The 13,600-nt window shown below is 49.8% G+C and carries 18 protein-coding genes; 5 read left to right on the top strand and 13 right to left on the bottom strand.

Annotated features, from left to right (window positions below):
- Positions 1-36 precede the first annotated feature (36 nt).
- From P1U47_RS05215 to P1U47_RS05170, 10 genes are read right to left on the bottom strand one after another with little or no spacing between them, the layout of a single operon-like run.
- Complete coding sequence (locus P1U47_RS05215) at positions 37-381, bottom strand: hypothetical protein (RefSeq protein WP_301027535.1); 345 nt, start codon at positions 379-381, stop codon at positions 37-39.
- A 1-nt stretch (position 382) separates the two neighbouring features.
- Positions 383-622 (bottom strand): hypothetical protein, encoded by a 240-nt coding sequence (locus tag P1U47_RS05210; RefSeq protein WP_301027534.1) that lies wholly within the window; start codon positions 620-622, stop codon positions 383-385.
- Entirely contained in the window at positions 619-843 is a 225-nt protein-coding gene (locus P1U47_RS05205) for a hypothetical protein (protein WP_301027533.1), read from the bottom strand. Before P1U47_RS05205 ends, P1U47_RS05210 begins: the two co-directional genes overlap by 4 nt.
- Entirely contained in the window at positions 837-1,166 is a 330-nt protein-coding gene (locus P1U47_RS05200) for a hypothetical protein (RefSeq protein ID WP_301027532.1), read from the bottom strand. Before P1U47_RS05200 ends, P1U47_RS05205 begins: the two co-directional genes overlap by 7 nt.
- Positions 1,163-1,510: a hypothetical protein gene (locus P1U47_RS05195; protein WP_301027530.1), complete on the bottom strand. Its 348-nt coding sequence runs from the start codon at positions 1,508-1,510 to the stop codon at positions 1,163-1,165. Before P1U47_RS05195 ends, P1U47_RS05200 begins: the two co-directional genes overlap by 4 nt.
- The gene (locus P1U47_RS05190; protein WP_301027529.1) at positions 1,507-2,154 is read right to left on the bottom strand and encodes a hypothetical protein; all 648 of its coding nucleotides are present in this window, start codon (positions 2,152-2,154) and stop codon (positions 1,507-1,509) included. The genes P1U47_RS05195 and P1U47_RS05190 overlap by 4 nt, the downstream gene beginning before the upstream one ends.
- Positions 2,151-2,891 (bottom strand): ATP-binding protein, encoded by a 741-nt coding sequence (locus P1U47_RS05185; RefSeq protein WP_301027528.1) that lies wholly within the window; start codon positions 2,889-2,891, stop codon positions 2,151-2,153. The genes P1U47_RS05190 and P1U47_RS05185 overlap by 4 nt, the downstream gene beginning before the upstream one ends.
- A 52-nt stretch (positions 2,892-2,943) precedes the next feature.
- Positions 2,944-5,073, bottom strand: a complete 2,130-nt coding sequence (locus P1U47_RS05180; protein ID WP_301027527.1) for a transposase domain-containing protein — start codon at positions 5,071-5,073, stop codon at positions 2,944-2,946.
- Entirely contained in the window at positions 5,070-5,510 is a 441-nt protein-coding gene (locus P1U47_RS05175) for a hypothetical protein (RefSeq protein ID WP_301027526.1), read from the bottom strand. The genes P1U47_RS05180 and P1U47_RS05175 overlap by 4 nt, the downstream gene beginning before the upstream one ends.
- Before the next feature lie 2 nt (positions 5,511-5,512).
- Positions 5,513-5,875, bottom strand: coding sequence for a helix-turn-helix domain-containing protein (locus P1U47_RS05170; protein ID WP_301027525.1), 363 nt, complete (start codon positions 5,873-5,875; stop codon positions 5,513-5,515).
- A gap of 375 nt (positions 5,876-6,250) precedes the next feature.
- Between P1U47_RS05170 and P1U47_RS05165 the strand changes: the two genes are divergently transcribed.
- The 4 genes from P1U47_RS05165 (at position 6,251) to P1U47_RS05150 (ending at position 10,115) form a co-directional block, all read left to right on the top strand.
- Entirely contained in the window at positions 6,251-6,727 is a 477-nt protein-coding gene (locus tag P1U47_RS05165) for a S24 family peptidase (RefSeq protein WP_301027524.1), read from the top strand.
- A gap of 368 nt (positions 6,728-7,095) precedes the next feature.
- On the top strand, positions 7,096-8,208 hold the full coding sequence (locus tag P1U47_RS05160; RefSeq protein ID WP_301027523.1) for an ATP/GTP-binding protein: 1,113 nt from the start codon (positions 7,096-7,098) through the stop codon (positions 8,206-8,208).
- On the top strand, positions 8,208-8,927 hold the full coding sequence (locus P1U47_RS05155; protein WP_301027522.1) for a hypothetical protein: 720 nt from the start codon (positions 8,208-8,210) through the stop codon (positions 8,925-8,927). The genes P1U47_RS05160 and P1U47_RS05155 overlap by 1 nt, the downstream gene beginning before the upstream one ends.
- A gap of 279 nt (positions 8,928-9,206) precedes the next feature.
- Positions 9,207-10,115, top strand: a complete 909-nt coding sequence (locus P1U47_RS05150; protein WP_301027521.1) for a DUF808 domain-containing protein — start codon at positions 9,207-9,209, stop codon at positions 10,113-10,115.
- Between the two features lie 39 nt (positions 10,116-10,154).
- On the opposite strand, the gene P1U47_RS05145 is transcribed toward P1U47_RS05150, so the two are convergent.
- The 3 genes from P1U47_RS05145 to P1U47_RS05135 form a co-directional block, all read right to left on the bottom strand.
- Positions 10,155-10,460 (bottom strand): chaperone modulator CbpM, encoded by a 306-nt coding sequence (locus P1U47_RS05145; protein ID WP_301027520.1) that lies wholly within the window; start codon positions 10,458-10,460, stop codon positions 10,155-10,157.
- Positions 10,460-11,413 carry a DnaJ C-terminal domain-containing protein gene (locus tag P1U47_RS05140; RefSeq protein WP_301027519.1) on the bottom strand — a complete coding sequence of 318 codons (954 nt, stop codon included), beginning with the start codon at positions 11,411-11,413 and terminating at the stop codon, positions 10,460-10,462. Before P1U47_RS05140 ends, P1U47_RS05145 begins: the two co-directional genes overlap by 1 nt.
- Before the next feature lie 240 nt (positions 11,414-11,653).
- Positions 11,654-12,034 carry an STAS/SEC14 domain-containing protein gene (locus P1U47_RS05135; protein WP_301027518.1) on the bottom strand — a complete coding sequence of 127 codons (381 nt, stop codon included), beginning with the start codon at positions 12,032-12,034 and terminating at the stop codon, positions 11,654-11,656.
- A gap of 429 nt (positions 12,035-12,463) precedes the next feature.
- Here P1U47_RS05135 and lpxD point away from each other — a divergent pair, with 429 nt between their 5' ends.
- Complete coding sequence (gene lpxD, locus P1U47_RS05130) at positions 12,464-13,513, top strand: UDP-3-O-(3-hydroxymyristoyl)glucosamine N-acyltransferase (RefSeq protein ID WP_301027516.1); 1,050 nt, start codon at positions 12,464-12,466, stop codon at positions 13,511-13,513.
- The last annotated feature ends 87 nt before the right edge of the window (positions 13,514-13,600 follow it).

The raw sequence follows: 13,600 nt of genomic DNA, 5'->3' as shown, positions 1-13,600 counted from the left end.
GGTAATTCATTCGGCCATATTTGTCATAAGTAACTTTCATGTCGGCAACCTCAGCTGCCCACGCAGATCCGGCAGCGATTCACGCCGCATGGCGGCAACTTGTTCTAGTGAGCACATGGCTCGGTCAAATAAATAACTGCAGCAGCGCACCAGCTCGGCCTCGTCGCGGGCCATGTAGTACCCAGAACCTGGGTGAGCACAAACGTGCAGGCCCGCTTTACGTAGCTCTACAACAGCAGCCCTGACAGCGCGCTCATCACCGGCAGACACCAGCAGTGAGTCGGTAACTTCTTGCGCTAGCTTGGTTACCGTCACACCGTTTTCGGCGCCAATATGGCGACTCAACACTTGCAACACGCGATCGGGGCTGATGTTATTCATGTCAAACGATCTCCGTCTCTGGAACGCGCAGGAGGTACACTGGCCGATCGTTGTCGCAACGGCCAACCATGATCAGTTTGTCGCGGATAATGAGCTTACAAACAGCCGCCTGCACTGCGTCGTGTCGTATGCCCAGCGCGACAGAGAGCGCCGCGCTGCCCATTGGGCTGTCTTTATCTGCCATGACGCGAATCACTTCAAAACAGACGCCTTCGAGATAGTCATTTGCAGTATTGCTCATGCTTGTAGGCTCCAAGATTCAACAGCTCCCTGGCTGTGCGCGACCCGAAAATGCAAGCCTTGGCAATGTGGGCACTCAATTACCGAGTCCCACGGCTCTTCGCCTTCGGGCGGACGCAGTGCTTGTAATTCTTGTTTGCAGTCAGGGCAGGTGTAATCAAGTAGCGGCACTTGGTTTGCTTTTACGCAGCGCAGCCAGTGGCTGTATTTATCGGCTAACATGCCCGCACCCTCCGAGTGAAATCGCTTTTGCGTGAGCGCTTAGGGCGGCAGTGATGCCGCAGCGGCTCAATCGCCACACCGTTACGATGCGGCAGCTCATCCACTTCAGCTTCAACTCGCTCAACCGCAAAGCCGATCGCATCGAGCCGTGCCTGCACTGCGCGCTGCGCTGGTAGTAATGGGCGAAACTCATTCTCGTACTTGATTTCATACCGACTAGGCGCGGCGAGGTATTGCTCAAACGTCACACCGTGCGCAGACAAACCTAAGCGGATAAAGCGCTCGCCGTAATGACTAAGGTAATTGGGGTGATACATGCTCATGACCGTCTCCCTTCCAATTTGCTGTTTTCGCATCCGGCGCGGCAGGCTCTAAACAGCCGCACTCGCATCGGGTTGATCGGCGCAAAGGGTTTGCGCTGGTGGTCTAGGCACTGGTTAGAGGGGATCTCGCCCAGTACGGGGCAAAACACGGTCTCGCCCATGTAGGCGCCGCGAACGCGCTTTTCAACTTGGGCGACATCGCCGCCGTATTTATCGTTAAGCACTTGGCTAACCACCGCAGGGCTGTAGCCAATTTCTTTGGCAACGGCGCGCTGGCCTTTTGCTGCCACTTGTTCGCGCAGGGCCAAGATCCATGCTGGGTCACTAATCAGGTGGGCGTTCATGCGTCACCGCCTTGCGGGCCGCGCTGCCAAACAACTTTGTTTAAGTTGGCATCAAAAAGGCTTTTAGTGCGCTGGATTTGTGGAGGCTTAGGCCCAGTCCATTTGGATGGCAACAAGCGATAGCGTGAGCGAATTGATCCACGGCCTTGGCGTACAACCACCAAGTACTTCGCTTGAGCCAAGATTTTGCAGTACTCTTTGGCGCTGGCTTCAGACACTAAGTAACCGTCGGCATTAATCACCGAGACGAGTTCGAGCCAGTCGAATTCACCAAGGGTTTTCATGCTGCGCCACATACACTCTCGGCCTAAACCTTGGGTGACTTTGCTACCATCTTTGCGCAGGCGCGGGGTTTCATTGCCAGTGTTTTTAATTAAGGTATAGGTCGACTCAACGCAAACCCCGCGATGCTTTGGAAGCTTTTCAACACTTAAATAACCAGCGTTTAAAAGGCGTTCTAAATAGCTGTTAACGGTATGGTCATTAACCTCGACCTTGTTGTTTACATAGGAAACCAGCTGAGCCTGAGTGAAGGTGAGCAATTCACGTATGGCTCGCCAGATTGCGTCTTGAGTGCCGTATTGACCAATGTTGACTGGCTTACGGCCCATGCCCTTTGCGGGCTGCTTAGTAGCTACTGTCATACCAGCTTCCTCGCAGGTGCTTGGCCTGTGTAAAAACCGCGACTACCCCAGCGTTTTTTGTCTACGCTGTCCCAGCCTTCTTGCTCGGCGGCAACGCGTACTTTGTCGAGGTTCACGCAGATCCGGCGCACACTGCCGCGAGCCAGTTTGGTAATTTCCCTTTGCAGGTCTGGTTTAATTTCTATGCCGCGAGCGTACACACGGCAAAGGCTGGCGGTGTCTTTGTCGCCGGCTGGCTGCGCCGGTACCCAATCTAATATCCGTCCGTCAAAACGCTCCCAACGCTTAAGCTTAGCGGGAAGCTTTTCTTCGCCAATGAGCAGCATGGGCGCTTTGCTGCCTTCATAAATATCGCGAATAATTTCAACCGCTTTCTTATCAACGATATGATCCACTTCATCAATAATCAGCGGCCGCTGGCTTTGCGCTAACTCTTCGGATATTTGATCCGTCATTTTGTAAATCGTCGACGCAGCCGTTATGCCCATGTCGAGCAGTATGGCTTCGAGCAGTGCTTTCTTAGTCCAAGAGCTGCGGCACTCTACGTAGTGAGCACGCAAGGTATTGGCAACAAACGTGGCGCTGTAGCTTTTGCCAAATCCGCTGGGGCCGAACATCACTACCATGCCAGGCAGTGACTCGGCGCGGTTTTGTGCGCGCTCCACTGCGGCCTTGGTCAGTGCCATGTTGGTCAGCGGTGCCATGCCGCTAATGTTGTCGATTTCGGTGATTGTCATGTATTATTTCCTTGTTGTTGATTAGTCATGTAGTCGACGATCTACCGGACAGTCAGTTGCTGCTGGCTGTCCGTTCTAGTTCTTTGTCCCAGTCCTCCATTAGTTTTCGGTTTGTAAATTCAGGGTTTGCTTCGTTTTTCGTCCACCATTTGGCGTCGATCTGCGAAAGTGTTTCGCCTTGCTCCATTGCTTCGCTCACTCTTAACCAGCGCTGATATGCGGTGCTTTCTGGCTGCGGTGCTTGGGGTTCAAATAGGGCTTCAACGTCGGCCATAGAGGACTCGGCTTGCTTCGTCCAATATTCGTCAGGCGATTTGGTGTCGGGCATTTCAATGGAGGCACGCGCCGGACGTACTACTTTGCTTGCAACAGGCGCGGGCAATTCTGGGCGAGGGAGGCGTTGAGACACACCAGCCAAATCCATTCGCATTTCTGCATCCGCTGCGGCCTTGGTGGCTTTAATGAATTTTTTGCGTTCGCGGCTGTAAATGCGGCTGCCGTCGCTGTCGCCAAAGCCCTTGGCTTCTAGGCAGTCTGCGGTGGTAATAAAGCGACCATCCAACGTGTAGACATACACGCTCTCGTGTAGGTGATCTGGGTCAAAGCGCACCACAATCTTGATGCCGCGATCGCCGTATTCCAGCAGTTCTTGTGCAAAGTAGCGGTTGCGGCCGTCACGACCTTGGCCCGTTCGTGCACCGGCTTCTAAGGTAAAGCAGCCGGTTTTGTCTACGCGGATCGACTCTGCGGTAAGTAGCCACAACCGGCGCTGGGCTTCAGTTGCCTTGCGGATTGGTGCTACGGCATACGATTCGTTAAACACCTGATCAAAGCTTAATGTGCCGCCAGCCATTTCAGTCCGACGGCCTTCGCGAGCATTCCAGTGAAGAATTTCTTCGTTTAGAACCCGCACAAAATCTTCGAGCGGAATCGCTTTAGACGCGTAATTTTCTGGCTTGGCGTTAACATTCTTCCCTGTATAGGCACCAGCAAAGTCAGGGTGTTGATCAACGTAGTCACCTAGCCCACCCACACCAAATGCGCGCTCTATAGGCTTAGCCTGACCGCGACCTTTCGCTTGGGTACCGGCTTTGTCTACGCTAGTCCAGTGCACCTGAACACCCAGCAGCGGGAAGATCCCCAACGGATCGTCTTCTTTAACTTTAAAGCGATAGCGGTTAGCAACACCGCCTGTCATCCATTTGTTGGCGGCGGCGCGGGTGTTATCGATGGTGGCGTGCGAGGGAATTCCGAACTGCTCTACGAGGTCGCCAAAGCTTAAGCGTATCGAGTCGGTGTTTTCAGTGAGGTCGACCCGATAAGACAGAATTTTACGGGCATGTACGTCCTGCCAAAACCACGTTTTAGGACGGTCTATTGTGCCGTCAGGCCATTTAACAAAGACATTATGCTGGTAGCCGTCGCCGTTTATCCATTCCAGCGCATGCATATTGCGTACGGTGCGTTCAACTGAGGGGAAGCGTGCCGACAAGGCATGCTCGCCTTCCCTGCGCAAGATGCGCACCGAGAGCGGTATGCGCTCGGTACACCAGCGATTAAATGTCCGAATTGCGGGTATAGCCCAACCGTTTGCTCTTGCTGCACGCTTAAGACGCTCGTAACAACTGGCGATTGATGGCTGTTCATTACGAAGATAATCGGCTTTAAAAAAGTCCCACGCTTCAGGCGTGCATTCTGCGCTGCGCTTGGGCTTGCCTTCATACTGGGGAAGCAAATGCGCAAGCCAGTTGCTGCGCTCTATACCTTTTACTAGCTCCACCCACTTGTAGATGGTGGCGCGGTTAGCACCAAATTCATCAGCCGCCTTATCGGTAGCGGCAGATTTGCCAAGCCCGCTAAAGGTGAGCTTCTCGCGGAATAACAAAGCCTCTAAACGACGCTTCGCCTCGGCTTTGGCATTCGCGCCAGCGCGCTCATAAACCTTCCATGCAGTGTCAGCAAGCTCTTGTTCCTGCTCAGCAGACTGGCGGGCCTCCGCTAGGATCAGCGGTTGCTGGATGTCTTTGGGGAGGTCTGATAATGAATACAGACGACGAGTTCCACCTACCACTGTCTCTGTTGTATAGGGCCACAGCTCTTTGTTAACGCGGCGGCTAATTGTCGATTGATTAAGCCCTGTTGCATCAACAATTTCTCTAACAGAGAACCTCCGATCAGTCATTCAGACTCCCCCATCATCTTTTTCAGGTCGCGAATTTTCTGAACGGCCTGCGCTTTGGCGTGTTCAAGCCTCCCAAGCTCCGCATTGAGAGCCTCACGCCCAATCAATAACCGTCCGCCACGAATCCCCGCCAGCCAATTCGTTAACTGATGCGAACTACAAGCAGTTTCAAATACTGGGACTAGATAAAAGGGAATGTTGTAAGCATCTCTGCTTTCAGATGACCATGCATCTAGCATGTACTTGCTAACGTCTTTGCCTGTCAGGCGACTCATTCGTGCTGCTATCTCATGACGATCACAGTCAGCATTCCGTAGTACGTCACTCACCATGTGAGCCACAAGTACGCCGTAATCCATGCTGGCAGGGAATTGCGCAGCGGGCCGAGGTACTTCAAACAAGTCGAGGGTTTGGGTGTCTTTAACGCGGCGACTCATGTCTAAACCACCTGACCGTTATGGACATTGCTGTACCCGCTGCGGGTGTTATCATGTACACCATTGGCAATAGACTTTTTAGGGCGACCCATCCGATAGATCGGGAGGCCGTCTTCGTCATACCGTTCAGGGAAGAGCTGGGCCGGCTCTAGCCCCAGAAAGTCCGCAAGTACTTTCTCCATTCGTGGATAAGTCTTGTTAAAGACCGAGTAAAAACATGCTCTGGTCACCCCGGCTTCTGTGGCTATTTCAGACATCGTTACGTGGCGCAACTGGCACTGGTATTTCACCCAGATCCGGCGTTTGACGGGGTCGCGAAGTAAGGCTTTTGTTTTGCTGTCTAGGTTCTTCATGGGAATAGACATTACGCCGGATAGTGCGCCATGTCAACGCCGAATTGCGCGCATACCTTGGCTTTTTGCGCACAAAGCTGCGCGCAGAATAAAAACTTATTTAAAACAACAGGTTACGATTTTTATTCTTTATAGAATGGGTTATGCGCTCACGCATACCTTAGCGGGACGAAAGTTATGCACGACCAAATTGCAATAGGCAGCAGAATGAAGGCTGCTCGCGAGGCTCTCGGATACACGCAATCCGACATATCCACCTTATGCGGCAGCAAACTGCGCTCATGGCAAGAGTACGAAAAAGGAGGCCGCAGCCCTGGGAGCCAAGTTATAGCTGGCTTAGTTAACATTGGAGTGAACGCAAACTGGCTTTTAAATGGCGCAGGTGAAATGCTCGTAAAGCCTGATCATGGCGCATCTGAGACTACCGGACCATATGTAGCCACAAGCGACGATTATGCCTATGTGCAAAAGCTCGTAGATGTCCACGTATCGGCTGGCGACGGCGCCACAGCAACAGATGGCGACGGCATTGAAGAACTCGCGTTTAAACGCAAATGGCTTGCTATGGAGGGCTTATCGGCTAAGAACTTGCGCGTGGTGGCGTGTCGGGGCGACTCAATGGCACCAACAATCCCCGAGGATTCAACGCTTTTGGTCGATATCAGCCAGAATAACTTTGTACGCGAGGGTATTTATGTGATTCGCTTAGATGGCCATTTGTTCGCCAAGCGTCTACAACGCGGGCAAGGTGGCGCTATACTCGTCATCAGCGACAACACCATGTATAGCCCGATTCCAGTGCTTCCTGGGCAGAAAGACCTTCAAATCATCGGTAAGGTTGTCTGGCTCGGCCACACTATGTAAACCGCCGTTAAACATACATTAACGGTATAATATCGATGTCGTGAACCATGTGGCGTGAAATTCAGAATTTCGCTGTTTATCGAATTTTGTCGCGCCATAAGAATTTTCTGCTCAGCGCCACGCGATTGCTCTGCACCCCTTATGCACCGTGGCTTTCCCATCAGTCCCCGCTCATTCCCACATAATCCCGTCTTGTCGCGTTCTTAATGGCCCCATACAGAGGGTTACTTTTAGGCCCCTATCAAACGTACCTATTCCATTATTCTACTTTCGATTAAACACTAAAAAGACCAAGAGTTTGCCGTAGTTTTTTTACGGTAACAATCAAAGCTGCTATGCTAAGTCTGTCAACTGCTGGGGAACACCAGATGCTACACAAATTTTCCGTTAAAAATTTTCGGAACTTCACGGACTGGCTAGTCTTTGACCTATCAAGCCAGCAATACGAATTCAACACGAATGCTGTCAATAACGGAATCATACAGCACGCCATGATTTATGGTCCTAATGGTGGTGGTAAGTCTAATTTAGGACTGGCGATGGTGGACCCTGTACTCCACTTGACAGATTCACCCAACTACCTCAGTTCACTCGACATCAACTACCTAAATGGCGGGATGAATGTGACGATTGCGGAGTTCGCTTTTGAGTATCGTATTGATGGTTCGGAAATTCGATATAACTACGGAAAAAAATCACGTGAAGGCATGGTATACGAAAGTCTGTTCATCAACGAGGAACGGATACTCCATGTAGACCGCCGCCAATCTAACCAGGCTAGCATTCACTTGCAAGGTGCAGAACATCTGAAAAGCGATGTTGGTACCTCTGAAATATCATTACTCAAGTACGTCCGTAGCAACACCATTTTAGATGAAACCCCTACTAACCAACTATTTTCCAAGTTGCTTAGTTTTATTGAGGGCATGGTGTTTTTTCGCTCGCTAGACTCTACCAAAACGGGCGATTATATCGGCAAGAATATTGGTGTAAAACGACTCTCACAAAGTATTATTGACAATAATTCCGTTAATGACTTTGAACAGTTTCTTAATGACGCTGGAGTCAAGTGTTCCCTTAAAGTTAAGACCAACAGTAACGGAGAAGAAGGCATTTATTTCGATTACGGAAAAACATCACTTGAGTTTGGCTTGGCGGCATCCACGGGGACTCTGTCACTCGGAATTTTTTACTTCTGGTGGCTACGCCTTGCAAAAAAGGAAATAACCTTCGCCTATATTGACGAGTTTGATGCCTTTTACCATCATGCACTAGCCGCAAAAATTGTCGAACGGGTTACCAATACACGCTGTCAAACCATTATGACAACCCATAACACAGGCATTATGAGCAACGATTTACTGCGACCTGACTGTTACTTTGTACTAGACAAAGTAATTTCGCCAATTACTGCATTAACAGGAAAGGAGCTGCGCAAAGCTCACAATCTAGAAAAAATTTATAAAGGATTATCCAGTTAATGGAGCGGACGCTATTTATTTTCGAAGGCGAAAAAGCCGAAAAACTTTATTTTAAAAGTTTGGAAAAAGCTTTTTTTAAGGGCGAGGAAAGTCGCCTGCTGGCCAGTTTTCAGAATGATATCTACGACTTGTACGCGCAAATTAACGCCGATGAAGATTTAGATCTTTTTGAACTTGTTAAAGAATTAAATCCAAGTGCAAACCAAGATGAAAGACTGGCAGTTCTTAGACGTGACCAAATCGGTCAAATTTATCTTTTCTTTGACTTCGAACCTCAGGACGAGAAATTTAACGGCGCCAAGCTGTTGGAGATGCTAGCCCGCTTTGATAACGAGACCGATAGCGGTAAACTATTCATAAGCTACCCAATGATTGAAGCAATACGGGATATTAACGACCCAGTCGAATACCTTGCCCTTACAGTCAGCCTTGCGGAATGCAAAGGACGAATATACAAGCGCCTTTCTGCCAACCGAGGTCGCCAAATTTTTCAGGACGCAAAGCATATTAATAAACCGATCTGGCAACTACTTATTGAAGCCAATTTAAAGAAGGCCAACGTGCTAATCAGTGGAGAGGGCAATCTACAGCCGATTGATAACCAGCGACTAATAGCCCAAGCTCAACTTGATCACTATTTACCTATTGACCAAGTTGCGGTACTCAGTGCTTTTCCTCTTTTTTTAGCAGACTACTTTGGATTAAGTGTTTTGGAGTAACCCCTTCGCCTCATCCAAATAAGTCATACAACAATCGTCCAGCCAAGTCATTCTCGCCCCTTAACAACTCATTGCTACTTCACACACTTTACGAGTCATCGACAACTACCTAAACGACACATATCGCGTTGCACTCCTACGCATTTTATTTATGACGTCCATACAAAGTTTTTCATTGCCCTTCCCTTACGCGAGGATTTGAGCCATTTTTAGCTCTGTTTCTGTAGTATGCTCAGCAGGGTTTTGCAAACTACTCTACTTTAACGAAAGGTGTTTTTGATGGCGGCAGGTTCTCTGTTAGCGCTTTTTGACGATATTGCGACTTTATTAGACGATATTTCCTTAATGTCTAAGGTAGCGGTTAAAAAGACGGCTGGGGTGTTGGGAGACGATTTAGCGGTAAACGCGGAACAGGTTGGCAATGTTCGGGCAGACCGAGAGCTGCCGGTGGTGTGGGCGGTGGCGAAAGGCTCGCTGCTCAATAAGCTGATTATTGTGCCTGTGGTGTTGCTGGCCAGTTTGTTTATGCCGTGGCTGATTACACCGGTATTGATGCTTGGCGGTGTGTATTTGTGCTTTGAGGGTGCCGAAAAAGTTTGGCATGGCATAGCGCATCGCGGGGTTAAGGATCATTCTCAAAGCGAAGCGCTCATTAAAAATAATGACGCAGATCTAGTCAGTTTAGAGAAAGAGCGGGTTAAGGGTGCCATTCGCACTGATTTTATCTTGAGTTTAGAGATTATTGTGATCGCCCTTAGCACGGTTCAGGAAGAGGCTTTTAGCAAGCAGGTGATGGTGCTGGCGATTGTTGCGGTTGGTATTACCCTTGCCGTTTATGGTTTGGTGGCGCTGATTGTAAAAATTGATGACCTTGGCCTACTGTTACTTAAGGCCAAGAGTAATGCAGCCACTGTGGTCGGCAATTTTTTGTTGTGGTTGGCGCCAGCCTTGATGAAAACGTTAACCGTGGTTGGCACTTTGGCAATGTTTTTGGTGGGTGGCGGTATTTTAATCCACGGCTTTGATCACTACGCGCAACTTGAAGTCGCCCTTGGCCACTTGCATATTTTCAGCAATGGCTTAGCAAATAGCATTGCCCAAAACCTGTTTAATGGCCTTATTGGCGTGGTTGCGGGTGCGCTGGTGGTGGCGGTGGCAACGCTGTTTCATCGCAAACAAAGTCATTAAAATTTTAGAGCCTTCCCTGCGCGGTTAAGAAAGCCCACATTAACAGTGGGTAAAGCGATTTAAACGTTGTTTTAGCAGACTATTTTCATCGCGCAGTTGTTCGATCTCGTCTAATAGACGAATGGCCAAAGCAATACCGGCCCAGTCTATATTCAAGTCTTGGTGCAGCCGCACGGCTTTTTTGGCTTGCACAATCATATGCGTGGTGAACACCCATTGCTCTGGGGTTTGGCCATAGGGCTCAACTATTCCGTGCTCAACAATTTCTACCACATACTGTTCGGGGAGTTCGGCAACACGGCATAGCTCGTCAAATCGCATTTGATGCTGTTTAGTGTCATTCATTATTTATCACTCCACTCTGCACGGGCATTAAATGCAGCTTTATTCGCCAGTTCTAGCCATATTTTATTGATTTCGTCGTTGGTGGTTTTTGGCATTACCACTTTTAACACTGCGTATAAATCGCCGCGGGCACTATCAGCAGCAAGCTTTTTAACCAGCCCTTTGCCGCGTACTCGCAGACGCTGACCTGTTTGGCTGTTGGCCGGTATCGACATGGTGATTTTGCCTTCTAAGGTCGGCATCACCAGTTTACAGCCCAGTGCCGCCTCCCAAGGCGCCACTGGCACGGTAATAATGAGATTATGCCCCTCAACGTCGAATAGCGGATGCGGTACTAGCCTGATACGCAGATACAAATCGCCGGCAATGCCATTTGGGCCAGCGGCTTCGCCTTGACCTTTAAGGCGAATGCGCTCCCCCGCCTCTACCCCAGCGGGAATTTTTACATTGAGGGTTTTGGTAATTTCGCTCACGTGGCCATCGGCAGAATACTGGGGAATAGTAAACGAGATAGCCTTTGATTCATCTGAGAGGGTGTCTTCGAGAAAGATCGGCAGATCGGTTTCAATATCTCGGCCTTTGCGGGTTTGCTGGCGGCGACTTCCAAAATCACCCTGCCCCGCATTGCCAAACATAGACGAGAAAAAATCTGAAAAATCGCTACCGCCAGCGAACCCCTCTTGCCGATCCGCCCCTGGACGCCAGCCTGGCGGTGGCCGAAAACCGCCATCGTTGCTGCCGTACTGACGAACCTCATCGTACTCCGCCCGCTTTTTATCGTCGTATAAAACCTCGTAGGCTTCGGTGACTTCTTTAAACTTTTCCTCGGCGTCTTTGTGGTCACTTACATCGGGATGGTATTTACGTGCGAGCTTGCGGTAGGCCGTTTTAATTGCCTTTTTATCGGCACTTGGCTCTACACCTAGGGCTTTGTAATAGTCTTTAAATTCCATTGTTTGTCAATTCCACACTAAGTGCCGCCCATGCAGCGAGGAACAAAAGAAGGGGCTTAAATAGTGAGTTGCCAAATGCAGCGCGCTCACTCAATACCTATTTAGCATTTGGCAACAATTTACTGCGCCGCCGTTAGCTGACCGGTTCGGTAGAGTCCACTCTACGCCTTTATTTTTAAATTTAGACGATCTAGATCAATATATTGCGCTTTGACGCGTCGATTGGCGAACTCGCTAAATTTACGCTTGCAACCACGTAATCGCTTCATTGTGGTTATCAAAGTACTTTATCTCACCCGCAACAAACCAATTGCCAATTTTTGCTGCCATCGCTTCCCAGCGTTTATTGCCGTAGATTGCGATTTTTTCGAACTCACTGCCGTGCCTTAAGCCGAGCTTAAAATCGTCCCACGCCGCGCGAAGCTCCCACCCCTGCAGCTCGCTACCGTCAAACAGCATTCGCACTTTGGGTTTACTAACGGATGCCAAGGCCGAATCGATTAGCGGCGTAATAGTTTTATAGTCATCGTGAGTGAGTTTGCCTTGGGCTTTAAGCGACAGGAAAAAATCACTGCCAACCCGATTTATGCCAATAGATACGCCGTGTTTTTCTATATTCATTACGAGGCCGCCTGATTGTGGTCGTTAGCTTAGGTCAAAATGCCCACGTTATATCCCGCGTAAATTCCTGTTATTACTGTGAAGTTTAGTCTATATAGCCAGCTTCGCTGCCGATAACTACCGAATTACCTAAACCTAGTTGATTCGCAGATTCCCTAGGCTGTTACTCTCACCTACTTACTTCCCTTGCCAAACCGCCTATTAATCCCGCACAGCTGCCGCCGCCGAGCCAAATTTTCACCAAAATATCTTAGTGCAAACACGCTGTGATGCGTAAAATACCGGCACGGTTGTCGAAACGTCGGTAAACGCGTTTGCCCATAGCATTTGATACCCACATTACACGTAATTTAAGCCACGGTTTCGGCCGTCAGCTCTAACACCCCCTAGACTAACTCAATATAACTGGGTATCAACGGAGATCACCACATGGCGAACACCCTACGAAGCTTGTCTGAGCTTGCCGAATACCTTGATGCCCAGCTGGTTGGCGATGCCAATCACATGATCGCAGGCATAGCGGATTTACAAGCTGCTGGCTCGTCTGATTTATCGTTTATCAATCAAGAGTCGTATTTGCAGTATCTTGCCGACTCAGCCACTGGCGCGGTTATTCTTAATGCCGATTTCGCCGACAAATACGCGGGCAACAAACTTATTGTTGCCAACACTTATTTGGCCTACGCCAAGGTATCGGCACTTTTTGAATCTTTGTCGCAGCTCGCCACAGGTATTCACCCCTCTGCGGTTATTGCCGCGAGCGCCAAGGTAGACCCTAGCGCCGCAATTGGCCCCAATTGCGTAGTGGGTGAAAACGCCACTATTGGCAGTGGCGCCAAGCTGTATTCCGGCGTGTCTGTTGGCGACCGCGCCAGCATTGGCGACAACACCTTGATTCACCCCAATGTGGTGATTTATCACAGCGTGAGCCTTGGCAAAAACTGCCTTATTCACAGCGGTACAGTAATTGGCTCCGACGGTTTTGGCTTTGCGCCTAGCCGCGATGGCTGGCAAAAAATTCATCAGCTGGGCGCGGTGATCGTTGGCGACAATGTTGAAATTGGCTCTAACTGCTCGATAGATCGCGGCGCGCTGGGCAACACTGTTATTAGCGATGGCGTGATTATCGACAACCTTGTGCATATTGCCCACAACGTCAAAATTGGCAAGCGCTCGGCCATTGCTGGCTGTGTGGGCATTGCGGGCAGTGCGATCCTCGGAGAGAACTGCACAGTTGCTGGCGCAGTGGCTATTAATGGCCACATCAGCATTGCCGATAACAGCCACTTCCACGGCGGCACCATTGTCACTAAGGGCAATACCGAAGCCGGCGTGTTTGCCTCGGCGCCACCGCAACAAGATGTTAAAAAATGGCGCCGCAACTCCGTGCGCTACACCCAGCTAGATGAAATGTCGAGCCGGATCAGACAGTTAGAAAAGCAGCTAAAGTCTTTATTACCCGCGGATTCCGCAGATTAATTAGCTGAATTTAGTGCAAAAAAAAGGCCGCGATTGCGGCCTTTTTTTATTTTAGATCCCCGCTTTTGCGGGGAACACAGTAGCTGG

The organism is Zhongshania sp. (assembly GCF_029212375.1).
Lineage (GTDB): Bacteria > Pseudomonadota > Gammaproteobacteria > Pseudomonadales > Spongiibacteraceae > Spongiibacter.
The sequence above is the reverse complement of the archived record's forward strand: the minus strand, read 5'-3'. Positions and strand labels throughout refer to the sequence as shown.